The organism is Rhodococcus sp. 06-418-5, assembly GCF_002258285.1.
GTDB lineage: Bacteria > Actinomycetota > Actinomycetes > Mycobacteriales > Mycobacteriaceae > Rhodococcoides.
On sequence record NZ_NOYE01000016.1, the window covers coordinates 624,828 to 648,942 of the forward strand.

At 65.1% G+C, this 24,115-nt stretch carries 28 protein-coding genes; all 28 read right to left on the minus strand.

Annotated features, from left to right (window positions below; translation table 11 throughout):
- Nucleotides 1-14 precede the first annotated feature (14 nt).
- The 28 genes from CH274_RS15350 to CH274_RS15475 all read right to left on the minus strand — a co-directional run bounded on the left by CH274_RS15350 (nucleotide 15) and on the right by CH274_RS15475 (nucleotide 24,097).
- The gene (locus tag CH274_RS15350; protein WP_094657941.1) at nucleotides 15-1,001 is read right to left on the minus strand and encodes a hypothetical protein; all 987 of its coding nucleotides are present in this window, start codon (nucleotides 999-1,001) and stop codon (nucleotides 15-17) included.
- Between the two features lies 1 nt (nucleotide 1,002).
- Nucleotides 1,003-1,173, minus strand: a complete 171-nt coding sequence (locus CH274_RS29235) for a hypothetical protein (protein ID WP_179275761.1) — start codon at nucleotides 1,171-1,173, stop codon at nucleotides 1,003-1,005.
- Nucleotide 1,174: 1 nt separating this feature from the next.
- Complete coding sequence (locus CH274_RS15355; protein ID WP_094657942.1) at nucleotides 1,175-2,662, minus strand: SGNH/GDSL hydrolase family protein; 1,488 nt, start codon at nucleotides 2,660-2,662, stop codon at nucleotides 1,175-1,177.
- A gap of 10 nt (nucleotides 2,663-2,672) precedes the next feature.
- Nucleotides 2,673-4,136, minus strand: a complete 1,464-nt coding sequence (locus CH274_RS15360; protein ID WP_094657943.1) for a hypothetical protein — start codon at nucleotides 4,134-4,136, stop codon at nucleotides 2,673-2,675.
- Nucleotide 4,137: 1 nt separating this feature from the next.
- A complete protein-coding gene (locus tag CH274_RS15365; RefSeq protein WP_094657944.1) occupies nucleotides 4,138-4,647 on the minus strand; it encodes a hypothetical protein in 510 nt (169 codons plus the stop codon).
- Complete coding sequence (locus tag CH274_RS15370; protein WP_143546580.1) at nucleotides 4,644-4,835, minus strand: hypothetical protein; 192 nt, start codon at nucleotides 4,833-4,835, stop codon at nucleotides 4,644-4,646. The genes CH274_RS15365 and CH274_RS15370 overlap by 4 nt, the downstream gene beginning before the upstream one ends.
- A 92-nt stretch (nucleotides 4,836-4,927) precedes the next feature.
- On the minus strand, nucleotides 4,928-5,314 hold the full coding sequence (locus CH274_RS15375) for a phage holin (RefSeq protein WP_094657946.1): 387 nt from the start codon (nucleotides 5,312-5,314) through the stop codon (nucleotides 4,928-4,930).
- Nucleotides 5,315-5,340: 26 nt separating this feature from the next.
- Nucleotides 5,341-5,463, minus strand: a complete 123-nt coding sequence (locus CH274_RS29700) for a hypothetical protein (RefSeq protein ID WP_256993589.1) — start codon at nucleotides 5,461-5,463, stop codon at nucleotides 5,341-5,343.
- Nucleotides 5,460-6,167, minus strand: coding sequence for a peptidoglycan-binding protein (locus CH274_RS29705; protein ID WP_094657947.1), 708 nt, complete (start codon nucleotides 6,165-6,167; stop codon nucleotides 5,460-5,462). Before CH274_RS29705 ends, CH274_RS29700 begins: the two co-directional genes overlap by 4 nt.
- Nucleotides 6,168-6,175: 8 nt before the next feature.
- Nucleotides 6,176-7,726, minus strand: coding sequence for a Gp37-like protein (locus tag CH274_RS15385; RefSeq protein ID WP_094657948.1), 1,551 nt, complete (start codon nucleotides 7,724-7,726; stop codon nucleotides 6,176-6,178).
- Nucleotides 7,723-8,565, minus strand: a complete 843-nt coding sequence (locus CH274_RS15390; RefSeq protein ID WP_094657949.1) for a hypothetical protein — start codon at nucleotides 8,563-8,565, stop codon at nucleotides 7,723-7,725. Before CH274_RS15390 ends, CH274_RS15385 begins: the two co-directional genes overlap by 4 nt.
- Nucleotides 8,562-12,431 carry a hypothetical protein gene (locus CH274_RS15395; RefSeq protein WP_094657950.1) on the minus strand — a complete coding sequence of 1,290 codons (3,870 nt, stop codon included), beginning with the start codon at nucleotides 12,429-12,431 and terminating at the stop codon, nucleotides 8,562-8,564. The genes CH274_RS15390 and CH274_RS15395 overlap by 4 nt, the downstream gene beginning before the upstream one ends.
- Before the next feature lie 90 nt (nucleotides 12,432-12,521).
- Nucleotides 12,522-12,734 carry a hypothetical protein gene (locus CH274_RS15400; RefSeq protein ID WP_094657951.1) on the minus strand — a complete coding sequence of 71 codons (213 nt, stop codon included), beginning with the start codon at nucleotides 12,732-12,734 and terminating at the stop codon, nucleotides 12,522-12,524.
- A 32-nt stretch (nucleotides 12,735-12,766) separates the two neighbouring features.
- On the minus strand, nucleotides 12,767-13,300 hold the full coding sequence (locus tag CH274_RS15405; protein ID WP_094657952.1) for a DUF7426 family protein: 534 nt from the start codon (nucleotides 13,298-13,300) through the stop codon (nucleotides 12,767-12,769).
- Nucleotides 13,301-13,303: 3 nt separating this feature from the next.
- Nucleotides 13,304-14,125 (minus strand): phage tail tube protein, encoded by an 822-nt coding sequence (locus CH274_RS15410; protein WP_094657953.1) that lies wholly within the window; start codon nucleotides 14,123-14,125, stop codon nucleotides 13,304-13,306.
- Nucleotides 14,126-14,127: 2 nt separating this feature from the next.
- The gene (locus CH274_RS15415) at nucleotides 14,128-14,586 is read right to left on the minus strand and encodes a phage tail terminator protein (RefSeq protein ID WP_094657954.1); all 459 of its coding nucleotides are present in this window, start codon (nucleotides 14,584-14,586) and stop codon (nucleotides 14,128-14,130) included.
- Nucleotides 14,583-14,909, minus strand: coding sequence for a hypothetical protein (locus CH274_RS15420; protein WP_094657955.1), 327 nt, complete (start codon nucleotides 14,907-14,909; stop codon nucleotides 14,583-14,585). The genes CH274_RS15415 and CH274_RS15420 overlap by 4 nt, the downstream gene beginning before the upstream one ends.
- An 11-nt stretch (nucleotides 14,910-14,920) precedes the next feature.
- On the minus strand, nucleotides 14,921-15,241 hold the full coding sequence (locus tag CH274_RS15425) for a hypothetical protein (RefSeq protein ID WP_094657956.1): 321 nt from the start codon (nucleotides 15,239-15,241) through the stop codon (nucleotides 14,921-14,923).
- Nucleotides 15,241-15,651: a hypothetical protein gene (locus CH274_RS15430; protein ID WP_143544349.1), complete on the minus strand. Its 411-nt coding sequence runs from the start codon at nucleotides 15,649-15,651 to the stop codon at nucleotides 15,241-15,243. Before CH274_RS15430 ends, CH274_RS15425 begins: the two co-directional genes overlap by 1 nt.
- Complete coding sequence (locus CH274_RS15435) at nucleotides 15,644-16,213, minus strand: hypothetical protein (RefSeq protein WP_094657958.1); 570 nt, start codon at nucleotides 16,211-16,213, stop codon at nucleotides 15,644-15,646. The genes CH274_RS15430 and CH274_RS15435 overlap by 8 nt, the downstream gene beginning before the upstream one ends.
- A 61-nt stretch (nucleotides 16,214-16,274) precedes the next feature.
- Entirely contained in the window at nucleotides 16,275-17,237 is a 963-nt protein-coding gene (locus CH274_RS15440; RefSeq protein ID WP_094657959.1) for a major capsid protein, read from the minus strand.
- Nucleotides 17,238-17,293: 56 nt separating this feature from the next.
- Nucleotides 17,294-17,914, minus strand: coding sequence for a hypothetical protein (locus CH274_RS15445; protein WP_094657960.1), 621 nt, complete (start codon nucleotides 17,912-17,914; stop codon nucleotides 17,294-17,296).
- A gap of 140 nt (nucleotides 17,915-18,054) precedes the next feature.
- Nucleotides 18,055-18,357: a hypothetical protein gene (locus CH274_RS15450; protein ID WP_094657961.1), complete on the minus strand. Its 303-nt coding sequence runs from the start codon at nucleotides 18,355-18,357 to the stop codon at nucleotides 18,055-18,057.
- Complete coding sequence (locus tag CH274_RS15455; protein WP_094657962.1) at nucleotides 18,354-20,468, minus strand: toxin glutamine deamidase domain-containing protein; 2,115 nt, start codon at nucleotides 20,466-20,468, stop codon at nucleotides 18,354-18,356. The genes CH274_RS15450 and CH274_RS15455 overlap by 4 nt, the downstream gene beginning before the upstream one ends.
- The gene (locus CH274_RS15460; protein ID WP_179275762.1) at nucleotides 20,440-21,936 is read right to left on the minus strand and encodes a phage portal protein; all 1,497 of its coding nucleotides are present in this window, start codon (nucleotides 21,934-21,936) and stop codon (nucleotides 20,440-20,442) included. Before CH274_RS15460 ends, CH274_RS15455 begins: the two co-directional genes overlap by 29 nt.
- A gap of 17 nt (nucleotides 21,937-21,953) precedes the next feature.
- Nucleotides 21,954-22,580, minus strand: a complete 627-nt coding sequence (locus CH274_RS15465) for a terminase (protein WP_094657964.1) — start codon at nucleotides 22,578-22,580, stop codon at nucleotides 21,954-21,956.
- Entirely contained in the window at nucleotides 22,552-23,616 is a 1,065-nt protein-coding gene (locus CH274_RS15470) for a terminase (RefSeq protein WP_094657965.1), read from the minus strand. The genes CH274_RS15465 and CH274_RS15470 overlap by 29 nt, the downstream gene beginning before the upstream one ends.
- Complete coding sequence (locus CH274_RS15475) at nucleotides 23,603-24,097, minus strand: hypothetical protein (RefSeq protein WP_094657966.1); 495 nt, start codon at nucleotides 24,095-24,097, stop codon at nucleotides 23,603-23,605. The genes CH274_RS15470 and CH274_RS15475 overlap by 14 nt, the downstream gene beginning before the upstream one ends.
- Nucleotides 24,098-24,115: the final 18 nt, after the last annotated feature.

Consider the following 24,115-nt stretch of genomic DNA (forward strand, 5'->3'; position numbering starts at 1 on the left):
TGTAGCGAGGGGGCTCAGGTGAAGCTGGCCGAGAGCTGGATTCCGGCCGCGATAACTGCGGTGTCGGTCGCGGCCGCGGCTGCGGTGAGAGCGGAGGCGATACCGGTGCCGAGGCGCTTGCCGAGAGCGCCGAACTGGAGCTGTGCGAGCGCACCGGCAGCGACGGGGATTGTGAGGATCGGTACGTCCGTACCCACGGTGGGCGCAGAGGCCTTGTTGTAGATCTTCCAGAACACCGCCGAAGCCGACGGATTGAAGCAGCTCATCTCGAAGAGGTTTCCGCCGGAGGCCTTCACCACTGCGGCATTCGTCGTCGCGGCTGTGGTGAGCAGGTACTGGCTCGGCGTGACCGGCGTGGTGGTGAAGACTCCGGACTGCGAGACGGGGTGCGTCTGGATCGCTGGCGCAGGCTCGGTGGCATATGCGCCGCGAATGAGTGTCCAGGTGGCGATCGAGTTTGCGGTGACGGCCGTGGTGCACCGGACACGCACGTACTTGTACGCGTTGACCGAGGCTTCCCAGGCGTACCCGCTGCCGACGCCAACAGCGAGTGCCAGTGCGGGCGTGGCCGACTCGACCGTGCTGGCGTTGGTGCGCGCGGCGAGGATCGAGAACCACGTCCCGTCTATGCCGTTCGTCGAGTCCAGTGATGCCTCGAATGCACACACGCCCGCGGCCATCGCTGCGGTCCCGGTGTTCTTGACGTGAAAGACGATGTTCGATGCGCGCGAGACGTCGACGACAACGACGTCGTTGACGGCCGCGAGATTGCCGACGGTGGCCGGGAACGAGGCGGTCATTCCGGCGACCTTGAGTCGTCCGGCTTCGTCGGTCTGGAGGGCAGTCCAGTCGCCGTCTGCCGGGACCGCGCCGTCTGTGTCTCGTCGGACGCCGAGTGCGGGAATTCCCTTCGCATTGGCGGATGCCACGGCATCGCGCTCGGCGATCGCGGCTGCGATCGCGGCGTTGCTTGCTTCGAGGTTCTGGAAGACGCTCGGCATGTCAGTTCTCTCCTGTGTGTAGGTCGATGAAGTTGCCGTTGCCGTCGGTCTCGACCCACGCGTACTCGCCGGGTGCGGTCGGCGCAGTCGGGCCGACTGTGACCGGGAGTTTCTTCTGGACGTCGACGGGCAGTGTGGAATCCGGACCGGTGGTCACGAACGCTCGCGCCATGTCAGGCACCTACTTTCATGTAGTCGAGGACCAGTTCGGCCATGGCGGCGTTGCCGGCCTCGTTGAAGTGGACGCCGTCTGCGACGTACAGGCTGGAGCTGGTGAGCTGGCCGCGTAGATCGAGCGAGCGGACGCCGAGCGTCGCAGCGGTCGAGACGATGTTGTTGCCGTATGCGGTCCAGGCCGAGTCCGAATCCGGCCGAACGATGAACACGAGTTCCATCTGGGCCGAAGTGGATCGGAGTCGATCGACAATCGTCGTCATCGCCGAGGACATCTCGGCCTGTGTGCGGCCGGTGCTCTTGTCGTTCGAGCCGAGCGTGATCAGGGCGACGTGCGGGTTGTATGCGGCGATGAGGGGCAGGGTCGACTTGTCGGACCCCGTCAGCCATCCCGCGACCTCGAAGGCGCGGACCGAGGCCTGCGACAGATTGACCTGCGTGACGCCGGCACCTTCGTCGCCGACGTGCTCGATGATGCCGAGGATCGCAAGACCGACCCCGACATCGCCTCGAATCGACAAGGTCGCACCGGGATTGGTGATCCTGGTGATGACACGGTCACCGACCGAGGACTTGGTGATCGAAGACCCGGCATTGGCGGCAGTGATGACCATGTTGCCGCTGTAGCCGGTGGTGAGAACGTCGACCGCCGTCGCCCCGGCCGAGAGTGTGTAGAGGACTTCGTCCGCGTTGCTGGCGTGGCCACGCTGCAGCCATAGCGACCCGGGGATGCCGGTTTGGAAGGTCGGTACGTTCAGTGCGTCGAGGCTGCGTCCGGCGGGCAATTGCTGTGCCGTGTTGAACGAGTAGCTGCCCGGTCCAACGGGCGGCGATGGCGGAATCCATCCGAGACCGCCGGCGGGACGACCGAGCTGTGTGCGGAGCAGCTCGGCGAGGCGCTGCGGCCAGACCTTCGCCCACGAGCTCGGGCCACCCGGAGCACCGAAACCGTCGTTGGTCGAGTCGCCGAGGGTGAGCAGCTTGAGCCGGGTCGTTCCGGAGGCGAGCGCCGCGCTCTTGTAGTAGCTGCTCGCGGCCGCCAGTGCCCCGTCCGGATTCGGCTCGGGCACCTCGTTCGAGAGGTAGAACAGCCCCGGGCGGGCGGAGTCCTCGACGAACGTGATCCCGGGATTCGTCGCGAAGTAGGCCTCCGTGGCCCGGGCAATCAGATCGGCCGGAGTGTCCTCCGGAATCAGGATCGCGGCCGCGATGACGTCCATGACCCGGGCCGTCGCGGTGTCCGGTATGACGATGCGCCCTTCGATCGACTTGCGCATCGCGCCGAGCTTGAGCCGGAAGTGGGCGGGCCCCGGGATGAGATCCGGCGTCGTGATGCCGGCCGACGTGATCGCAGTGTGCACGGGTGTGTCGGTCAGGATGCCGTCTGCACCACCGTCGCGCACGCTCGTCCACACCTCCAGGTATCCCGAGCCGTCGAAGTCTGCGATCTTGGCCAGGTTCTTCACCGGGTCACTGAGTACGGTCATTGCTCTCCATTCATGCTGCGACGGGGGTCTCGACGTCGGAGATGTCGTTGGCCAACCAATCGGCGATGCTGCCGCTGGATTGGAAGCTGCTGCGGCTCAGGTAGACGCCTTCGTAGAGGTTCGTCGGGCCGTACGCGATGGTCGGGAAGTCCTGATTGATCACCCCGGAACCGTTGAGCTCGACGATCCACTGAGCGTCGCGAAGCTCCCACTCGAGCACATCACCCGTTGCCGGTGTCACCGGCAACGTGAGCAACTTCGAGAACGTGTTGGGCCCGGTGCCTTTGATGACCGAGTACTCGTTGTTGTCGTAGAACAGGCCACCCCACGACGTGCGGTTCGCATTCGAGCGCATGACCGCGCCCGCGAAACGCTCGCTCGCACTGGGATTGACCGATCCGACGGTCATTCGGCCGTGCGTCTTCGTCGTCGTCAACGGCGTCGTGTGCAGAGCGTGCGCATACCCGTCGTTCGTCGTCGTCCACGCCGCGGCGTTCGACGCGATGCCCAACCCGCTGCCTGCGCCCATCACCGAGTACATGGATCCGAGACCGAGTCCGTTCGGGCGGTCGTAGAGATCCTGCAGAGCGCGTTTGACCGACTCTTGGCCGATCGACCGCGAGGCCTCCATGTAGGTGATCCAGCCGGAGGTGAAGTCCATGGCCGACTGAGAGACGGTGGAACCGGGCGAGGTGGTCGCCAGCACCGCTCCATCCTTGATCGGGTGGAAGCCGGGTAGCGGTGACGGAGCGAACCTTTCGACTCCCGCAACCGTCACCGTCCCTTGAACGGTGAGCGCCATCGCAACGTATTCGCCCGCCTGGAACAGCGATTCGTCCGGAAATGTCACCAACTGCGTCGAGTACGTCGAGAGGATGTTTGCGGCCAGATCGCCAGAAGTGCCGAGCAATTCGACCAGGTCACCGGCCGTGTTCATGCGGTAGAACCGCGCGACCAGCGATGTCGGGGATCCCTTGGCGAAGAAGTACATCAGTTTGATCGCGTCATCGGCGGTGATGCGCGCGAAGCTGATGATCGTCGTGTTGGTGAAAGCCTTACCCGGTTCGCGAGTCATAGGCATTGTGTGCGAGTGAGAACCGGAGTCACCGGCGTTGGTGGATCCGGTCCGATCCGCCGGGAGCATGTCCAGCCGGTCCCGCGCAAACGACGAATAGCCGAGCGGGGTGATCGTCGCCCCACTCGGCCGGTTCGTCTTCACATCGAACGCAGTGACCTGCTGCTGCACCGTGGTGACGATGCTGATCGCCGTGTTCGCGTTCGTGTTCGCGTTGCTCGCAACGGTTTTCGTACCGCGCAGCTCGTCGGCCAGGTCGTCGAGGTTGAAGATTCCGAACGAGATCCCGTCGAGCCCGTCCAGGATCGCACCCGCGACGTGACTGAGCAGCCACTTCGGAACGTCGACCTGATTGTCCGGATCACCCTGCGGGGTGCGGCTCGGTAGGCGGAATGCCATGTCAGCAGCGAGCTTCCGGGTAGGGGTTGTCCCGACGCTGCTGCTCGAGATCGTGCCGTTCGGCGTTCAGGACGGCGCGCTCGGCGTCGTTGCCGGCGACGGCGTTTCGATATCGCTGCAGGGCCTCACGCTCCTGCTCCCGCGAGACGTCGCCACCGCCGAACAGTTCCTCGAACAGGTAATCCTCCGCGTTGTCTCGGGCGTCGCGGAGGTCGTCGTCTCGGACTTCGAGTGCTCGGTCCTGCGTGCCGATGGCCGCGTTGTTCTTGAGCGAGCCCTGGTAACGGCCGTTGCACTCGCGCTGTGTGTACGTCGACCAGACCGTCATTCCGAGCGAGACCACGAACATGATCACGAGCGCGAGGTTGAGTACTCGCGACCTAAATGGGCGGGTGTCGAGCTCCGGCTTGAGCAGGGCTCGTCCTTCGATCTCGACCCGGCGAAACCTGATGAACTGCCCGACAAGCAATCCCAGAACGAACCCTGCAACCGACCCAACGAATGCGCTCATTCCTCGTCACCGTCCTTCGGGTTTTTCGCCTTGTTGTACAGGGTTCCGAAGATGCCCACGATGGCCATCACGACGATGTTGATCTCCGGGGCCGGTCGGTATCCCTCGGAGAAGATCGGGGCCAGCACGACCCCGACCGTCCATCCGAGCAACACGATGATCGCCACGGCGGCAAACAGTCTCGCCATGAATTTCTCGTCCACTACTCACCGCCTTCGGGTGTGCCATCGTGATCATCTCCGTGAGTTGGCACGGGTCGGGCGATCGTCGGGTTGGGGCATCAGTACTCGGTGTCGGTGACCGAGACGACTTCACCGTCGATGGTGGTGGGCGTCTTCGCGGCAGCCGTCGCGGTACCGAGCAGGGTTGCGGCCAGGGCGATGATCGCGGCCCACAGTGAGCCGTTCAGGATGCCGTACAGCTGCGCGATGCCCTGCACTGCCAGGAGAAGGCCATACAGGGCGGTCCGCCACGGCGACGTCGAGTAGAGCAGCGCAAACGCGAGGGTGATCGTCGCCACGACGACCGAGGACCACGCTGCGGCGGTTGCCTGGTCGAGCACCTTGAGGCCGACCAACAGGGTGACTATGACACCGGAGATGACGTACCAGCGCTCGCGCGCCGATGCTGGAATGGTGGACCGAACGCGGTCGAGGAATGTGGGCATGATGGTTTTCTCTTTCGTGTTGGTGTTCAGGACTTTTCGGTGAGGGTCTCGGCGTCGGACTGAATGTCGACGGCGAGGACGTAGGCGATCGCGGCCGCGCCGGCCGAGAGGATCACCGCTGCAGCGAGGAATGGCCAGCGGTAGTTCACAGGCCGAGCGCCTTCCAGGTGGCGGGCCCTACGATGCCGTCGACGGCGAGGCCTCGGCGCGACTGGAAGTTGCGGACGACCGACTCGGTTGCGGGACCGAAATCGCCGTCGACGGTGAGACGTGAGTACGCCGGGTACACCCGATTGAGGAACTGCTGGAGGAACTGCACCGTCTCGCCAGTCGAGCCGCGAAGAATCGTCGGACGTCCGCTCGGGGGTGCCGGAGCGGGTGGGAGCTGCGGAACACCAGCATCGGTGATGCGTCGGACCGCGGCGTCGTTGCGGGGGTCGCCCTCGCGGTAGCGCATCTGGAAATGCATCTCGTCGGGCTTGCCCCACGCGGCACCCCAGAACACTTCCGGAAAGGCGTCCAGTGCTCGATTGACAGCGTCGATCTCGTTGCGCGGCATGGTTCTCATGCCCCACGGCCTGATCGGTGCCCACGCATCAAACGAGGTGCCCGCCAGGTGGTTCGAGTTCTTCACCAGGTTGTCTCTCGACCACCCCCAGACGGGCGAGGTGAAGTTGCGGACCGTCCGATGCAGCACGCCCGCGAACGCTCCGAGGATGATCGCCGGTGCACCCTTCCGGAGCGGAGCTGTGTCCATGTACGGGGCGGTATCGACGGTCACGCACTCGTCCCGGTTGCACATGCGCCAACCGTTCTCCGACCAGTCGTTCCCGTAGACAGTTCTGAATGACATCACGCCTCCTAGACGCTGTTGGAGTTGCCGCGCGAGTAGCTCACGAGGCTCTGTTGCCCGACGACGAGCCGTTCGTAGGCACCGCGAATGCGGTTGCCCTCGCCGAGGATCGGCTTTTCGAGAATGCGGCCGTCGCGCTTGTCGGTCACGGTCACGCTCGAGATGTATTGCTCGATCGTGGTTCCCTGGTCGTAGAAGGTGTGAATGTGACCGAGCTGGTAGCGGCGTCCGGATCCGTTGTCGACTCCGAAGCTCATGCCGCGACCATCTGCACCGCCCGACTGGACGGTGAGTTCTATTGCCTCGCTGCCGGAATGCTCTTTGAGCGCACCCTGAGCTGTGGCGTACGCGTCGAGGCTGTACGCGGCAGTGTTGTCGGCGAAGATGTCGGCGAACGCGTCGTCGATTCCGATCTCCGCTTCGAGGTCGTAGTCGATGAACTGCTGGTAGGCGAAAAAGATGTTGTCGAACAGGTCTCCGACGACCAGGCCGAGACCGAGACCGGGAGCAATTGCGTTGAGCAGCAACTGAATCGCGAAGTTGGCACCCCACTCGATCACTTGGTTCAAGATCTCGGGTGCCTTGCCGCCGACCACAGCCCGCGTCGCGGTCGCGTGCGAGCTGTCGTAGTTCATGTCGAGCACCTGAGTGCCGTCGGTGCTCCACTGCACCTGACGCTTGTCCTGCTTGGCGACGGTGTCGAAGACGTAACCGGCCCTGGGCATCCGACCCCAACTGCTCGGATCGGTCAGGCCGAGGTAGTTGTTCGGGTTGGTGAAGTTCAGGAAGTTGTCGCTCGTGACGTCGAGGATCGATTGCAGCTGCGAGAGCGTGGTGGCGTTGAACACCTTCGGTGACGGACCGACTCCGTCCCAGAGGTCCAGCGTCCACCCGAAATCGAGGCGATCGCGGGTGAGCGAGAATCCGTCGTTGAGCTGGGTGAAGCGCATCGAGATCACGGCGAGCTCCTCGATCGCGTTGCCGACCAGATCGAGCAGCGAATCGAGCGAGTTGAACGACGCGAGGTCCGGATAGTCACTGGTCACTGTGTGCAGCGGCATCGCCGCGCAGATCGGCCGGCGCGTTCGCACCCACGTCTTCGTGCCGAAGTACTTGAGCACGAAATCCGGGTTGCCGAACATGACGTCCTGCTTGCCGGTGAGGCCGATCTGGAACTCCGGAGGGAACATGGAATTGACCCAGGCGAGACCGCGCTGCAGCCAGAACTTGTAGTCCACCCCGGTGAAGCGGATCGTCGGGTTGCGCGGATTGCCGGACGTGTTGTGCGTCATCAGACGCCCGGTCCATGGGATGCCGTTGCGGATCACGCGAATGTGAATCGCTCTGCGCCGCAGTGCGCGTAGACGTGGAATGAGTCGGTGACCCGGCTTGAGCTCGAAGCTGATGGTGCCCGGGAGGTACCAGTGGTACATGATCTCGGCCTGGGTGTACGAGCCGAGCGGTGTCCACTCGATGATCGATCCGGAGCGCGTGCCGAGCTCGATGTTGAGTATGTCGACGTCGACGGTGTTCGGCCGCGCCCAACCCGGGAGGCTCATGCCGCCTCGTAGTAGAGCTGTGGAAGAACGACTTTCAGGCGGGTCGCGCTACTGGTCCCGGATCCGGTGATCGTCACGGGAACGGGAACGGGATTGTTCCGGTCGCTGGCCGGAGCTCGCTTGTACCAGCGCCGGCCGATCGCGGACCGCTCGACGCCGAGGTGATCGCGGATCTCGAACCAATCCGGATCGGTCTCGATCGTCCACTTCTGGCCCGCGCCGATGCTCGGTAGTGCGACGGCCTCGCCGTCGAGTCCGAGCGTGGGGTTGGTGATCGGCCCGGTGAGCTCGTAGTACGCCCACACGCGCTCGTCGGAGACGTTCACGACAGTGGCCCCGGCGAACTGCGAGGCAGTGAAGGTGCGCTCGTACGGCAGGGTGCGCCACCAGGACTCGTCCGATCGCAGCATGACGCCCTCGTACTCGAAGCAACCGAGGTAGTGAGTGCGCGTGTAGTTCGGGCTGGGGAGCAGCTTGGCCTTGCGCCAGAGCTGAAAGCGTTCCTCGATCGTGCCGTCGGAGAGACGGGAGCGCGCGGTGAACCGGCCCAGATCCTTGCCGTTGCCGATTGCTCGACGAAATGCCTTCTCGACTTCGACGGCGAGGTCGCCCGGGAAGAGCTGCGAGCGCAGAAACATGGTGATGAAGTTCGGGTCGTACATCGTCGCGTTCCACGTCACGCCGTGCTCGTCGACGTTTTGGACGTCCGCGTGCGTGAACTCCGCCCCGCCGAGCCCGTCGAGCTCCACGATGCGCATACGCGCGGTCGGGTGTCCGAGGCCTCCGAACGGCCATGACGAGCCGTCGACGCCGGTCAGCTCGTACTCGATCGGGGTCACGCGAAGCCGGCCTTCATCAGCGCCAGATCGGCTGCGCCGGAATTGGTATCGAGATCGATCTTGGCCTGCACCAATCCACCCGCCTGCAGCGTTTTGATCATCTCCTGCTGTTGCTCGACGAGCTGATTGAGCGCGCCGATGATCGCCTCGCCGCCGGGAATCGTGTTCGAGCTCGTGTCGAACTCGGGCTTGACGAGCTGGCCGAGATCCCACTGGCCGGACTGCGCCATGCCGATCAGTCCGCTCGCTCCGGAGAGCGCCGCGAAGCCCATGCCGATGCCGAGCGACGCGGCTTCGTAGAGGTTGCGAGGCTTCATCGAGTCGGACCGGTCCGGGCCGCTGTAGCCGCCGAAGCCCGGGTTGACGCCGCCGTTGGCGAACGCGGTCAGGCCGTAGCGCTCACGCGCGCTCTTCGCGTCGACGAGCGCGAGGCCTCGACGTCGGGCCCATTCGGCGCCGATTGCGACGTGTTGCCGCTGGTCGGTGTCGGGGATGAAGAACTCGTCGTTCTGCTGCCGGTCGCCGACGACGCGCCAGGTGTTCGGAGGCACGACCTTCGCGTCCCGTCCGGACATGGGAGAGAGTCCGCCGGCGGCGTACGCGCGAATGATGTTGCCGTTCGCGTTGGCCGCGACCTGTGCCTGCAGGCTGGCGTACGCCGCGTCGTCCATGCCGAACTGCATGCGACTCCGACGCTCCTCGACTGTGACGACGTGCGTCGAGCTCGTGTTGAGGCCGTTGAGGCCGTCTACGCGGGCCCGGACGACGTCGGTGTTGTCCGAGATCGCGAACGAGCCGTCGGGCAGTTCGATGACCTTCGCGCCCACCGCTGCGAGTTTCTGGATTGTCTCCGGCGAGTTGTCGGTGATGACGATGTTCTTGTCGTTGTTGATCGTCGTCTCGACTCCGACCTCGCGCAGCTTGTCGAGGACCGTCTGTGCGCCCGGGGCGTCGACCGTGATCGGGACCACCGGAGGGAACCCGTCGATGACTCCGCGAGCGGCGTCGAGTGCCTGCTGCGCGGGAACGGTGTTGGCTTCGAGCGTGAAGCCCTTCTTGTCGGGCAGCTCGGTGATCAGGAATCCGGCTTCCTCGAGTCCCTTTCGGGCGTCGTCGGTCAGTGAGGTGACCTCGATCGTCTTCGAGTCGGGCATGCCGACGATGGCATCGCCGAGCAGCTCGGAGATCCGAAGGGCGTTCTCCATGCTCTTGGTGTCGAGGTTCATCGCGACGTTCTTCGGAAGCATGTTCATCTGCGTCGCAACGGCTTCCGCCTGTGCACGCGTGAGACCCATGCCTTCGGCAACGCGGAGGAACTCCTGGTACTGCGGCGCGAGTGCTGCTTCGACGGCGGAGCTGGAGTTGGTGACGGTGTACATCGCCGCGGCGAGCTGGTTGTAGCTGTCCGCGTAGGACGACACGGCGTCCTGCGCCTTCGAACCGGCTTCGGTCTTGGTGTCGATATTGCCGCGGTCGTCGACTCCGACGTTGCCGAGAGTGCCCTTGAGGCCTTCCAAGTCGCGCGTGGAGTCGTTGACGGCCTGCTCTGCCTCGGGCAGTGCCAGTCGTCCCTCCTTGAGTCCGGAGAGAGCCTTCGCGAGGGTGTCGACCTGCTTGGCTGCGTTGCCTGCAGCGTCGTCGAAGTCGGTCATGGCCTCGGTCATGGCCGAGATCTCGTCGACCCCGGCGTCGGCCCAGGCGACCGGAGCAGCTCCGGCGTTCATCTCGTCGCGGATCGATTCCTGCTTCGCCTTGATCGCGGCCGCTGTGTCATCGAGCGTCTCGAGTGTCTTGCTGGTTTCGGTCTCGTAGTCGGTGACCCACTCGCTGCCGTTCCACTTCTGGCGGTCCTGAAACTCGCCGGTGAATGCGCCAGAGAGTTCCTGCCAACGCTTTTCGAGCCAGCTCAGGTCTTCCTTCTCGGACTCGTGGATCGCTTCGAGCTCGGTCCGCGTCTTCTTGAGTGCGTCGGCATTGCCCGCGAGTCCGCGCGCGGCATCATTGGCAGACACACCGACGTCGTCGAGCGCGTCGCCGAGGGTCTTCGATCCGTCGCGGAGCTTGATCGTCTCCAGGGCTGCGGCAGCGGCCTGCTGTCCCTGTGCGGAGAACCGACCGCCACTGGTCTCGATCGCTGTTGCGGTGTCGACGACCGAGACCTTGAGGTCTTCGGCGTAGCGCTTGGCGCTGGCGCTCTGCTGCATCCAGATGGCCATGCCTGCGGCAGCGGCTGCGAAGGCGACGCCCCAGGGTCCACCGAGGAAGCTCACGAGCGAGCCTGCACCGGCGCGGAAGGCCGACATGCCCATCGTGCCGACATTGCGCATGGTGCTGCCGAGCGTCGTCACGCCGCCGTTGGCGTTTCGCGTGGCCTGCTGCAGGTACCCGAACTGGGTGCGCATCGCACCGACCGTCGAGGCGGTGGTGGTGCCCAGTCCCATGATGGCGGCGCGGCCTTGACCGATGCGCGCCACGAGACTCTGCCCGATCTGGCTACCGGCCAGCATGGAGGCGAGCTTGAGGGCGACGAGCGCGCCGATTGCAGCCTGGATCGGTGCGGGCAGGCCTGCGAGGAAGGTGGCGAGCGCTCCGACGCCGTCAGCGAGGAATCCGACGACGTCAGCGGTTCCGGACAGCGCCGCGATGCCCGGTCCGGACAGCAGCGACACGAGCGCCTGAGCGGCCGGCATGAGCTTGTTGCCGACGGCGACCGACTGCTCCTCGAACATTGCCTTGAGTGTCTTGAGTCGGTTCGACAGCGAGCCGGACGTCTTCTCGAAATCGCCTTGCATGTAGGACGTTTGGGCGAGCACCTCGGCGTAGGCGACCTGGACTCGAATAGCCGGTTCAAGCGCTTCGGAGGTGTTCTCGATCAGACCCATCTTCATGGCTCGGGTCTTGAGAATCGTCTCGTTCATGATGACGCCGTAGGCCTCGATTGGGTCCGACTCGCCGCGGAATGCCGCGCCGATGGCCTGGATCGCCTGCTCGGGGCTGGTGTTCTTGAAGCTGGCCATATCGCCTGCGAGCGTGGCCATCTGGACCGAGAACTTCGCGTTCTCCTCCGCTGCGAGGTTGGCCTGCTTTCCGTAGGTGCCGAACGTCGCCGCGGCCTCGCGCGCGGAGAGCTCGGTCATGCCGATGGCCTTGCCCGCGCCCTCCGCGAAGGTGTAGATCGTGCCGTTCGCGGTGCCGAAAATAGTGTCGATGGCGTTCATGGATTCGTCGAGATCCGATGCAGCCATGACCGATTCCTGGAAGAACGCCAGCAGGCCCGTAGCCGAGGCGGCGAGGCCCATTGCGCCGAGAGCTTCTTTCGCTCGATCGGCAGCCTGCGAGAGGTCGGAGACACCACCCTCGGCGACGTCGGCATCGTCGGCAGCCGATTCGAGTCCGGCCGAGACGCCGACCGTGGTGGCCACGAGATCGCCGAACGACGAACCGGTCTGCGCCGCTTGCTGTTCGGCCTTCTCCCACTGAGATGTGACCGAGCTGGTGGCGTCGCCCGCGCTGTTCATCGCTGTAGCGGCCGCGGCAGCCGACTGAGCGAAGTCGCTCATGTTCCTCGATGCGCCGCCGGCCGCGCGTCCCGACGCGGTCAGTCCGCCGCCGGCGGAGACTCCCGCGGTGCCGGATCCGGTCAGCGTCGAGACCGCCTGCTGGGTGGCGGTCTGCAGCCCGGTCATCTCGCCCGCGGTGGACTTCGCGGCGCTTGCCGCGGTGGCGAGTCCGGAGCTCGCACCGGCGGCCGCGGTACCGGCGTTCTTCACGTTGCCGGTGAACTGCAGAACCTTGCCACCGGCCTGCTCGAACCCGGTGCCCGCGGCCTTGGTGCTGCGCTGCGCCTGACCCTCGAACGTCTTCACATCGGACTGGGCACGCGAGAGCGTGGACTTCCAATTCTTGTCTACGAGTTCGAGATTCGCGCGGATCGTGCCGACGTCGAGTGCGATGGGTCAGCCCTCCTTCCCGGCGGTCGCCTTGAGTACTCGGTGCAGCCGAGAGTCGGAGTCGGTGATGAGCCCGACGATGCGGGTCTGGAGCCAGCGCCAGGAACGCTGGAGAAGAATTCCGGAGTCGAGATCGATCCCGTAGATGCTCTGGTCCTGGAAGTCGAGCTCGACGGCGGTCCAGGCAGTGAAGACGTCGTGCCACGTCCACTTCTCCACGACCGCCGCCGGCCGTTTGTTCGGCTGCTTGCTCAGGTCGTGGTACCAGGCTCGGATGCCGAACTCTTCCTCGTACGGCCCCCCGCCTGGGTCTTCGGGGCCGTACGTGCCCGGGGCGCACGTGAGCGCCCCGTTGCACTCGCCTTTGCAGGTGCAGCTTTTTTCGCCCCCGGAGCCGCTTTCTTGCTCGGCTCCGGGGGCCTCGGGTTTCCCACGTCACCGACACCGGTGTGCCAGTTGACCTGTGCGAGGCTCGCGCTCAACCCGTAGTGCATCAGCGCAGTGCGGCCAGCGTGGAAGATCTCGGCCCACGACAGCCCGTCGGCATCCATCTCGCCGTAGACCCCGCCTGACCACACCTCAGTTTCAGGGTCTTTGGTGGCACCCATGAGGCCGAGAACCTCGGCGAGCTCTTCGGCGTCGGAGAACATGCCGTTGCTGGCCATGATCTGCCGAATCCGCAGTCCTTCGGCTGCGTTCGGCGACACGATCCGATACGTCTTCCCCCTGATCGGGAGAAGCAGATCAGGGTCGAAGAAATCACTGAGGTTGTCGTAGGCGACCACGGACTATGCCGCCTGGCCGTTGATCAGGGTGGTGACCTCGCCGCCCTTGTCGGCACTGCCGGTGAGCGCCGACGTGTCGAGCACGAGCGGCGGTACATCGATGCCTGCGAGCGTGCCCTGGAAAGCGACGTCCCACGCGTTCAGACCAGCCACCGCGGTGACGGCAACGTTGTTCGCCCCGATGGTCGACAGCCCGGTGAGCGCGGTCTGCATCGCCGCCGCCGTCGCCGTCGGCGCGAGACCGGATGCGGTCTGGCCCAGGAACTTCACGCCGATGGTTCCGCCCAATCCGGTGCCGATGAGGCGGATGCGCTGAACCTCGTTGATCGGCGTCGTGGTCGGGCGAGCAATCCTGGTCGGCTTGCCGCGCCCGGAGAGCGTGGCCTGGTAGTTCTGCAGATCCTCGTTGCCGCCACCGACGTCGGTGTACTCGACCGCGAAGTTGCACCGGTAGCCCTCGTCGATGTCATCGGTTCGCCAGTACCGGATGTCGGCGACGTTGTCGTAGCCGACCTGGGTGCCGAGTGCTCGCAGGAATGTGGTGCCGGGATCGGGCACGACAGTCGATAGTGACCGCTCGCCCTTGACCTTGCCCTCGATCGCGATGTCGAGCTTCTGCTTGGTCACGAGCTCCGAGCCGTAGCCGTCCGAGTCGTTGTCGGAGTCGTCCTGCTTGGTCGCCGTCGTCTTCGGCTCGATCTTCGACGTACCGCGCAGCCACGCCCAGACGGGCGACGCGTAGGTGCCGGTGTTGATCTGCATCGCCCACGCTGCGGCGCGGAAGGTGAACAGCAGACCGGAATTCGGGGGCTTGAGTACAGGCATTGTCAATCTCCTGGGTTGAGGGTGATGCGATAGGTGTCAGCCCGCATGTAGCGGCCCGTGGTGTCCGGAGTGGACTCCGTGCTCACCGTCCGAAAACAGGTGAGTACGTTCACGCCTCCGGGCCACCGCTGGCGATCTGCGGTCGACTCGAAGGTGTGAAGGTGGTTGAACACCGCGTCCGCCGGGTCGTCGACGGCACGGACAGATCGGCCGGCACCGCGGAATCGGAGCCGGACGTAGAGATCGGGATTGTGGGCATCCCGATCGCGCCTGTCGTCGATGACGGAGATGGTGACCGCGGTGTCCGGGGTGTCCGGCATGACCGCGCGGAGGTACACCGCCGGCTTGACCGGATCGTTGGTGGTGCCGTACTGCTCGGACTCGTCGTAGCGAGCCAGGCCGGCCGCGGCGAGGTGTAGCGCCAGGGCCGACCGGAGCTGGCTGCGGGTGGTCTGGCTCATCCGCCGAGTACTCGCGACATCGCCTCGGCGACATGCTGTTCGAGCTGCGGGCCGAACTTCTCCGTCGGCTCCGAGAGGAACTTCGCTTGACCGCGTTTGTGCTCGAAGTCCTCGCGCTCGTGCTGCTTCTTTCCGTAGGCCTTCGTGAATCCGACGGACGCCTGCAGACCCTTCGCCTTGGCCATGCCGCTGGCACTGAGTGCGCCGGACTTCACCGGGATGTACACCGAGCGGACCTCGTCGAGCAGTGCTTCGGCCGCGGCCGCTACGCCCGCCTCGGCTGCCTGCTCGGCCTGATGAGCCCTGGACCAATCGATAGGCACGATGGAACCTCCTAGACGATTTCGAGCGCCTGGTATGCGACGGTGACGTTGTCGCGCTTGTAGACCAGGCGGGATTTCTCGACGATGCAGACGCGGTTCTGCTCGCCCTCGGGGAGAGTCAGGCGAGATCCGGACGGGACGACTGCGACACCGGCGGGAAAGAGCACGAGCGTGTCCGAGACCACCTCGGAGCTCTCGGAGTCGGCCGAGGTCCGAGAGCGGCTTGTGCGCCGCCCCGGAATGACCACCTTCGGCGCGAACTCGTTCTCGATCGCGTTCTCTCCAATGAGCCGCTCGACGCCGATGGGCGTCCGGAACGAACTGGGGCGCATCAGCCCGACAGCGACACGATGTACGCGCCGGCCGATCCTGCGAGGGGACCGTTGGTGGACGTCGGGTGGAGCTTCGAGGTCTCGGCCGCGGTGAGGTAGATGAATTCCTCGGGCGCGGCCGCGAACCGGGTCGTCACGTCCGGATACGTCTCCTCGGTGACGCGCCATCCGATGCGCATGTTTTCGATCGCACGGGTGACGACGTCGACCCCGACCCCGCGCACGAGCACAGGATCGAGCGCGGCCGCGGTGAGGTGCGCGTTGATCGTCGGCACCGCCCGGAGCATCTCCGAGCAGGCACGAGCGATGAACACCTCCACCTGGGCCCGTACAGGCTCAGCGAATTCCTCGCCGAGCTGAGCCTGTACGGCCTCCACGGTGACCAGCAACTGGAGTGGCGTATCAGCCATCGAGTCGCTGGCCTCCCACTGCCCCTGTCTCGGTGCGCAGGACCACCGACTCGCCGGTTTCCAGATTGCGGCGAACCCAGACCTTCGAGCCGTTCGGCGCGGTGGACTCGAACTGCTCGAAACGGTCCTTCGACTCGTCGCGCTGCGGCTTGGTCGGGAACTGCGCGGGCACAACGGCGTTGACCGTTCCGACCGCCAGCGCCTCGGCACCGGGGATCGGCGTCACGCTCTGGGCGCGTTCGAGCGGATCGGTCGTGTCGGCCGGACCGTCGCCCGGAGCAGTCACCGACGGCTTCGTGAAGTCCGAGTCGAGAGTGGTGCTCGCGGTCGACGTCGACGGAGCGATACCGAGCTCGGCCGCGACCTCTTCGACCACGGGCGACTCCTCGGTCGTGGTCTCGGGTGCCGCTGTCGCCACGGGCACGGGCTCGGTGATCGACGACTCGTTGTCGGCGTCGAACTTGGCGACGGCGGCGCGCTTGTCGTCGGCGTTGCCCTCGCTGGGGAGCCCGCGTGCTGCGAGCGCCTCTTCGAGGGCGGGTCCGGTCAGCTTGTCAGCCATGGTGTTTCCTTTCGATCGAAGTGCGTTGGGGGATAGCGCCCGCGAGGGCACTATGACGGGTTCAGAGGTTCCGAACGCCGCGCAGTCGAGCTGCGGCCTTGCCGCCGAAAGTCGCGACGCCGCAGTAGAACTCGATACGAGTCCGGTATGCGGGCTTGTCGGGCAGTTCCTTGCCGTCGTTGACCTGGTACGCGTCGACTCCGCCGTTGGTCAGCCCGGTGACAGCTCCGTCGCTTTCGTCCTCGCCGTACCGCACCGCGTACACCGACGCTGCGTCGGTTGCCGAGCCCTGAGTCTCGGTCTGCGGGATGACGTTCGCGCCGGAAGCGGTCAATCCGGCATCGAGCAGTGGGATTCCGTTCCACGTGACCTCACGCTTGCCGGTGAGGTCGCTGCGGACCATCTCCACGCCGCCGATCCGCCGGCCGGCGGACTTGGTCTTCGCGATGATGTTGGAGTTGGTGTACAGCGCGCCGTTCGTGGCGTTCAGCCCGGGAACGGCGGCAACCAGAGAATCGAGCGCGTCGAAGAATCCGTGACGCGTCGAGTCGTCGACGTTGATGCCGGCACCGTTGGTGGCGTAGTCGATCACCTGGTTGCCGGTGAGCCGCTTCCTGATTCCGTCGAAGCCCTTCGGGGTGACCGCGACGTCGCCGTTGAAGAACTGCTCGGTAAAGTAGAACGATGCAGCCTTGATCTTCATGCCGGTCTGGATCGCGCGCTGGTCGTTGAGATCACCGCGCGTCTTGACGATGAAGCGGTCGACGTCGGCGTCGCCACCGAGAATGACCAGCGACTCCGAGGCCTGGACGACCGTGCCCGTGGACTCGGTGTAGGCCTCGTTGACCGAACGGAAGGCAACGCCCGGGAGGCTCGCTTCCTTGTTGTACGCGTACGCGTTTCCTTCGATCGACAAGAACGGGATGCGATCGAGGATCGGATTGAGCTGGATGAACGTCTCGATGACGCCCCTCTGCAGCTTGGTGGTGGACAGCTTCGCTGCCTCGACCAGGGTTACGGCCATAGCCGACCTGCCTTTCTGTCGTTCGGATGCCGCCGGCTACTGGCCGCGCGGTGTTGTTACTTGTTGAGTTCCTTGTAGGCAGCACGCAACGTGCCCGCACCGGGAGTGGTCGCTTCCTCGACGTCCGAGCCCCGAGCGCCCGCGCCCGGGGTGTGGTCGCCTTCTCCGGAACTACGCAGGCTCGCCTTGATTTTCTTGGCGTCGGCCAGCATTTCCTCGTCCGTTTCCCCGCGGACGCGGTCTGCCCAGTCGACGGGAAGTCCTTCGGTGAGAGCTGCACGCAGACGGCCGTTTTCGAGCGTGAGCTTGCCGTTGTCGGCTTCGAGCTGGCCCACCTTGGTCTTCGACTCCTCGGCATCGCGCTGGAGCTTCTGATCGGCGGTGAGCTTTCCGTCCTCGAATTCCTTGAGCTTCGCTTTCAGATCGGCGTTCTCGGTCTCGGCCGACTTGCGAGCGGTGCGTTCGGATTCGAGAGCCTTCTTGCCGCCCTCGCCGAGCTTGTCGTCGTCACCGTCCGGATCGCCCGAACCGGAACCGGCACCGCTGTTGTCGCCGCCTGCCCCGCCCTCGGGTTCGTTGAAGAACCGAAGTCGGGGGTACCGCTCCTCGAATGCCGTTGCCGCCGTGCATCGCACACGAGCGGGACCGGTGAATTGAGGGAGCTTGTTGACCTGCATTTTTCCTCCATCGCGGAGTCGCCCGCCTCGGATCGCCCTCGGCGGTGGAACATCCCAGCCGTCGCGGCGGGGAAGAATGAGCGCACGAAAAAGGCCCCGGAGCGAATTGCTCACGGGGCCTTGCTGTCGTGCGGGTTGGTCTAGCTGGTAGGTACCTCGGTCGAGTGGACCGGCGTCATCTTGTCGAGGCGTTTGAAGTTCAGGATGACCGGCTCGAATGTGACCATCCCGCTCGACTTCTCGACGAATATCACCGGAACGTCCATCGCGGGCATACCGGCGGCGTCGAGTGCAGGCTTCTCGCTTCGGATCAGGAACGACTGGCCGTCTTCGGCTCCGTCGACGCTGGCGACGAACGGTTCCATCGATGGGAAGTGGCCGGCGTAGTCGCTTCGCGGGAACTCAAGCTCGACGCGGTGCCGCGCGTCGTCGAATGTGATCATCGCGGTACCTCCTCGATCGGCTTGATGAGCTCTGCTGGTGTGACGAGTGTACGCGTGCTGTCTACGGGCAGCTTGTCGTCGACTCGGTAGATGCGCGCGCCTTTGCGCGGCCCGTGGAAGTCGATGCGCGCAAGGTGATCGGAGGCGTCGAGGTCGCCTGGCTGTGCGTCGTAGAACCGGACCTTCCCGTTCTTGCCGACCTCGAAGTTGAAGATGTGCGCGCCGCCGGCCTTCCATTCGGCTGTGATCCATCCGCGCGTGCCCGGACCCCATGCCTGTGCAATGGAGGCGAGGTTCCCCGCCGACTTTGCGGTGAGGTAGTTCTGCCCCGACGACGGGGCTTGGCCGGTGTCCGTCCAGCTACCGAAGATCATTTCGTCGGTCAGTCCCTGGTCGTCGGGCTTACCTGGATGATTCCGGTAGTTCGGGTTCGCGGTGACGTCGTAACCGCGAGATCGGAGCTCGTAGGCCTGCGCAACGCGCTGGCAGTTGATCTGGTATTCGGTCCCGGACAGGTAGTTCGGGTTCGTCGCCCGAACGTCTCGCTCGATCGAGGTGCGGTGCCGATCGAGTGCGCCCTTGCGCTTGAGTCCCGGTAGCGGCCACTCCGAGGTCGGAGCGACGTTAATTTCGCCGGCCAGATGTAACGCGTCCTGCAGATTGCGCCGCCACTCGGCGCGATACTCGGTTGCCCACTTTGGCCCAATCTCGCTGCTGAGATAGAAGATGTCGAAGTCCGGATCGTTGAGCTCGTCTTCGACCTTGAGCAACTTGCGTGCGATCTTCTCGACGTCGTCGATCTTCGCGCGCTTGCCGTCCCGGAGGTCTCTCAGGTTCGCTCGATCGACGATCGCCCGGGCATGCAACGGCATGACGTCGATCGCGGTCTTGTCGGCTACGGCATCGAGCGCGGTCGCGGACTTGGTCACCTTGTTCTGCGCGGTCTTGATCTTCGCCGCCGCCCGCGCTGCCTTCTTCTCCTCGGCCGTGAGCTCGGGCTTTTTCGGCGCCGGTTTCGCATCGAGGTCGATCGACGGTTTCGGCTGCGGGCGAGGCTTCGGCGGTGGTGGAGTCTTGCCGGTGAGCGAGCCACGATTGCCAGGCTTGCTGCGGTCGAAGGCGTAGCCGTTGAGTTCGAGCAAGCGGAGGTATTCCTCGCGTGACTCGGCAATCTCGGCGATCGCTTCGGGCATGAGCCTCGGCGACGTCGCAGGTGTTTGCCCGCGTGAGCGAATCAGCTTGCCTGCGAATCCGCGCTTAGTGGTGCCCTCGGTGGAGATGAACAGGTCTTGGCCGTAGACGTTCGTGCGCGTGATCCGTCCGGCCCCGGTGGAAAGGCCGGCGTTTCCACGGCGGACGTTGACCACCTGGCCGATGTCGGATCCGGAGCGGATCGCGTCGGCACCGTTGCGGGTGTAGATCTTGTTCTGCTGCTCCTCGGACAGCGCGTCGAAGGCCTCGCGCGGATCCGTGATGAGCTCCGGCGCGGCCTTCTCGGTCGTCGGGATGTGGCGGCACATGCACCGCGGGTGGCGCAGGAATCCATCCGACCAGCGGTAGAACCGGCCCGCGAGGACCGAGCAGCGTGAACAACCACCGACACGAACGAGCCGGGTGTATCCGATGCCCGGGCGCACCGTCAGCTCCAGCATCGTCGACGAGCGGCCCGCGTCGGCCACCTGCGTCAGTACTCGTTCCTCGAGCGCGGTCCTGCCCTTGCCCCAGGCCTCGCGCACGACGGCGTCGTTGACCTCGTCGGCCTGTGCGATCGCCGACTTCGCGGTGATCACCGCGCCGTACAGCAGCGAGTCCAGGGGCCGGCCATCGGAGGCGACACCGACCAGCCTGGACGGGTCGATCGACGCTTCCGGATCTCGGTCGGCACCGATCTCACTCAGTGTGCTCTTGACGTAGTCGCCGCCGCCACTGACCGCGCGAGCTTGCGCGGCGGTGAGTACTCCGACGAGCAGGTCTGCGTTCGCCTCGAACCATCCGTCGAAGTCTTCGGGCGGAGTGGTGCCCCAGAGGTTCCCCGTCGCGTAGATCGCCGCGGCGGTGACCTTCTGCTGGTCTCGGTAGTGGTCAGCCGCCGTCGTTGGCTGCGTTGCCATCGTCCGTCGGCTCCGGAGCGGGTGTCAGCGCCGCCATGGCCGCCATGGCGACCTCGTTCTGCTGCGTGCGTTCTTTGTCGACCAGCGTCATCCAACCGTCGACCTTCGGCGGTGTGGCGTCGGGCAGCATCTCGAAAGCCGCCTGCTTCGGGAACCCGGCACCGATGAGCTTCACGACGCCGTCGATGATCTGGGAGAAGCTCTTGGCCTCGGTGTCACCCCAGATGATCTCTATCGAGTAGTCGTCTTTGCCCTCTTTGCCGCGGGCGATGTTGGCGAGTCGGACGACAGTTTCGAGAGACTCGCCGCCAGCGCGTTTCATCTCTGCGACAAGAGATTTCAGTGTGGATTCGGCACCGGTGAGCGCGTCTCCGGAGAGGTTCGCCATGCGGGTGAGCAGGTATTGGGGCGGAACCTGGCCGGTGGCGAACAGGCTGGTCAGAAAAGTGTCGTACACGCTGATGTAGTTCTGCAGGTTCGACTCGTCCAGGTCGTAGACCTTGGTATCGACGCCGGGAAACACCAGCGCTCGATCGACGCCGATTCTGCCCGGTGAGCGAAGCATCGGCTGCTCGTGCCCGTTCGCGTCGAGAATCGGGCTGCCGTTCTCGTCTCGCTTGACCAGCACGTTGCCCTGCGCGTCGCGCATCACGGGGTCGTAGCCGGAGAACACGCGCTGCCGGAACGCCGAGAACTGCATCGCGAGCAGGGTGTTGAAGCGGATGGTGTTCACCGCGTCCTGCTGCGGCATCAGCGGCTCGATCGCAGAGCGCGGGATTCCGTCGGCGTCGACGTTGAAATCGCAGGCCACGAAGGGCAGTTCGCCGAGGCCGTGCTGGCCCTCGCGGGTCATCGTCCACTCGCCGTTCAATCCGCGTCGCTCGAAGCGCTTCCAATCCGTGGCGTCGTAGACGTAAGTGACCCAGAGGGTTTCGTACGACGCCATGAGCGAGCTCGGCAACACAAGCGAGCTCGGGGACCTATCGGGGTCCTCCGAGAATGTCTTGATCGCGAATTTTCCGGTGAACGGGTCTTCGGGATCGGGCTCGATCCACACGCGCTTGCTGTTCTCGACGGAGATCTTCGGGCGGTCCGGGTTCGCCGGGTTCTTCGACACCGACCAGATTCCGCGGCCGTGAATCTGGGCCTGCAGGAACACGATCTGCTGCCGGGCATCGATGTGGTTCGGCTGGATGACGTTGCGCCACATCTCCAGATCGACCTTGCCGTCACCGCCCATGATGCCGTCGGCGCGCATGCGCTGGACCGGTGCCTTCATTGCCAGACCGAGCCAGTTGGCGATCGACTGCTTCTGCAGCGAGGCGTACTCGGCATTCACACCCTCCGGCGCGAACGGGTCGTCCTGGATGCCCTCGAAATACTCCTGGCGGCGTTGCCACTGCGGGAGCTGCTGCTTGAGCCGCTCCAATCCGATATCGAGGTATCGGCGCGCTGTGCGATCGTCCACGCCACCTCCTGGTGCTCTCAGTTGAATCCGTACATGACGTTGGATGTCTTGTTGGCGTTCGCGTTCGGCCAACCTGCTGCGCGAGCGTCCGACGCGGCCTCGTGCGCGACGACGGACGCCTGAGCGCAGTCGATCTTCTGATGGTTGGTCGGTTTGCCGAGCACGAACCTGTCGCCGGGTTTGGCGACCTTGCGGGCGTTGGCGAAGTGGATCTTGGTGTGCGGGCAGCCGTCATGGGTGATTCGGCCGGCCTTCAAGTCGGTCTGGAAGCGCACCAGCGCGGCGTGCATGCGCGTGATCTTGTCGTTCGGCCACTCCGACACGACGTCCTCGCCGTACTTGAGCGCCCACGCGCCAATCTCGGTGTACCAGCCAGACGGGTCCGGGTAGAACCGCGAGACACGCCACGTTCGGAAGATCTCGTCAACCGCGGCTTCGACCTCACCACGCGGGATCTCCCCGCCCCATTCGGCCGGATTCCAGATCGCAGGTCGCCGATCCGGACCGTACCGCGGGGTGAACAGGAAGCCTGAGCGGGTCTCCAGCCGAATCGCAGTCCAGTCGTCGTTCTCCGAACCATCGAACGCGCCCGCGACCTGCGTACCCTTCGGCGGGTTAGGAAGCCAGGGTTGCGGTTTGGGCATAATGCTCGTCCCACAATCCATCTCGCAGCCACACGCCGGAGCCGTACGTGTTGCGGTTACCGAAGAACCGCTCCGCCTGATCCGGATCGGTCTCGTTCAGCTCCGCAGCGTCGGCCTCGATCGAGTCGAGAATCACCCACGGCGAGCCCTCGTAGACGTACTGGAGGATCTTGCGGCGTTCGAGCTTGTTCTTCCAGGACAGGTGCGCCGGGGGCTTGCGATAGAACTTGAAGATGTCCTCGCGTACCGAGTCGAACGTCTGCTGAGCAGTCGAATTTTGCGAGGTGTCGAAGCAGTTCGTGTACTCGATCGAGCGGCCGCCCATTCCGGCAGCGTTACGGCGCTGAGTCTGCGCCACGGAGACCATCTTGTTCGACTTGAGGTACAGGCCGCTCTCGTCCTGGAGCACCCACGAGACGGGATTACCGACGCGGCCCGACGCGCTCGACGTGACGGCATCGATGCGGTCGAAATCTTCGCCGCCGACGTCGCCCGATATTCGGATCCAATTGTCGTGCGGAAACAGCAGATCCTTCAGCGGACCCAACCGAATCATCGCGGTCAGCGGCTTCCAGACGTTGCCGACCTGGTCCTGGTTGACCGCGGTGAGCTGAATGACCGGCGACGGGTGCCGGACACCCATCGGCTCGCCCTCGAGGTACGGGTACTCCCAACCGCAGCCACACCCGTGGTCGAGGCAGGCATAGCCGTCGCCCTTGCCCGCCCAACCGCCGAATTCCGACGGGCCCACAGCATGCAGACACGTCATCGAGGCCCCGTGAGGCCCCTTTCCGGTCTTCTGCGGCGCGATAATCTGCGCTCGCCGGTACCTGAACGCCTGATTCAGCAGCAGATCGCCCGTTGACGGCAGCTCGGCGTGCGCCCGAATCTCGAAGTACTTCGCCGAGATCCAGAACTGCCAGTCCGACCATACGAACGGATCGCCGCGGCGCATCTTGTCGGGCACTCGACAGTGCTGGCGCACCCATGCCTCGGCCAGATGACCGAGAGTCGGAAAGCCGTCAGGCCCCGCCATCGAGCCCTGCCAGCGAGCGTCGAGGCTGAGGTGGAAGGGGCTGCAGATCAGCGCTGGCCGCGGCAGCCTTCGCGCGCTCGCGCGCCGCGCCCACCTCGTCGGTAGCGATCTTCCAGCCGTTCTGAAGCATCCCCGCCGGAGTGAGGCCGAGCTGATCGGCAAGCCTGTTGACCTGCGTCAAGATCGACGCCGAGCAATCCGGCTGCTCCGCGCGCACCGACCATCGAACGAACATCGCGATCGTCCGCAGACGCCACAGCTTCTCTTCGGACCAGACCTTGGCCTGAGGCGTCTTCCACACCTCACGCCACACCACCTTCTCGCGATCGGACTGTCCTTCGAGCGGCCACTTCGGTGCCCGACCCTTCCAGCCCGCGGCGGGCAGAAGCAGGTACTTGATGCCGAGACTCTCGGACCTCTCCGAGTTCGGGTCGCGGGTCGGGCCCGAGTTATTGCGCGCTCCGCCATGGTTGCCGGCCATCTGATTTCGATCTCCTTC

Coding starts and splice junctions, on each gene's coding strand:
- CH274_RS15440 (WP_094657959.1), bottom strand. CDS start 17,237: ATGGCCGTAACCCTGGTCGAGGCAGCGAAGCTGTCCACCACCAAGCTG.
- CH274_RS15375 (WP_094657946.1), bottom strand. CDS start 5,314: ATGCCCACATTCCTCGACCGCGTTCGGTCCACCATTCCAGCATCGGCG.
- CH274_RS15435 (WP_094657958.1), bottom strand. CDS start 16,213: ATGGCTGACAAGCTGACCGGACCCGCCCTCGAAGAGGCGCTCGCAGCA.
- CH274_RS15465 (WP_094657964.1), bottom strand. CDS start 22,580: ATGCCCAAACCGCAACCCTGGCTTCCTAACCCGCCGAAGGGTACGCAG.
- CH274_RS15415 (WP_094657954.1), bottom strand. CDS start 14,586: ATGAGCCAGACCACCCGCAGCCAGCTCCGGTCGGCCCTGGCGCTACAC.
- CH274_RS15470 (WP_094657965.1), bottom strand. CDS start 23,616: ATGGCGGGGCCTGACGGCTTTCCGACTCTCGGTCATCTGGCCGAGGCA.
- CH274_RS15410 (WP_094657953.1), bottom strand. CDS start 14,125: ATGCCTGTACTCAAGCCCCCGAATTCCGGTCTGCTGTTCACCTTCCGC.
- CH274_RS29705 (WP_094657947.1), bottom strand. CDS start 6,167: ATGTCATTCAGAACTGTCTACGGGAACGACTGGTCGGAGAACGGTTGG.
- CH274_RS15450 (WP_094657961.1), bottom strand. CDS start 18,357: ATGATCACATTCGACGACGCGCGGCACCGCGTCGAGCTTGAGTTCCCG.
- CH274_RS15430 (WP_143544349.1), bottom strand. CDS start 15,651: ATGGCTGATACGCCACTCCAGTTGCTGGTCACCGTGGAGGCCGTACAG.
- CH274_RS15385 (WP_094657948.1), bottom strand. CDS start 7,726: ATGAGCCTCCCGGGTTGGGCGCGGCCGAACACCGTCGACGTCGACATA.
- CH274_RS15360 (WP_094657943.1), bottom strand. CDS start 4,136: ATGGCATTCCGCCTACCGAGCCGCACCCCGCAGGGTGATCCGGACAAT.
- CH274_RS15455 (WP_094657962.1), bottom strand. CDS start 20,468: ATGGCAACGCAGCCAACGACGGCGGCTGACCACTACCGAGACCAGCAG.
- CH274_RS15425 (WP_094657956.1), bottom strand. CDS start 15,241: ATGCGCCCCAGTTCGTTCCGGACGCCCATCGGCGTCGAGCGGCTCATT.
- CH274_RS15365 (WP_094657944.1), bottom strand. CDS start 4,647: ATGAGCGCATTCGTTGGGTCGGTTGCAGGGTTCGTTCTGGGATTGCTT.
- CH274_RS15370 (WP_143546580.1), bottom strand. CDS start 4,835: ATGGCGAGACTGTTTGCCGCCGTGGCGATCATCGTGTTGCTCGGATGG.
- CH274_RS15355 (WP_094657942.1), bottom strand. CDS start 2,662: ATGACCGTACTCAGTGACCCGGTGAAGAACCTGGCCAAGATCGCAGAC.
- CH274_RS15350 (WP_094657941.1), bottom strand. CDS start 1,001: ATGCCGAGCGTCTTCCAGAACCTCGAAGCAAGCAACGCCGCGATCGCA.
- CH274_RS15445 (WP_094657960.1), bottom strand. CDS start 17,914: ATGCAGGTCAACAAGCTCCCTCAATTCACCGGTCCCGCTCGTGTGCGA.
- CH274_RS15475 (WP_094657966.1), bottom strand. CDS start 24,097: ATGGCCGGCAACCATGGCGGAGCGCGCAATAACTCGGGCCCGACCCGC.
- CH274_RS29235 (WP_179275761.1), bottom strand. CDS start 1,173: ATGGCGCGAGCGTTCGTGACCACCGGTCCGGATTCCACACTGCCCGTC.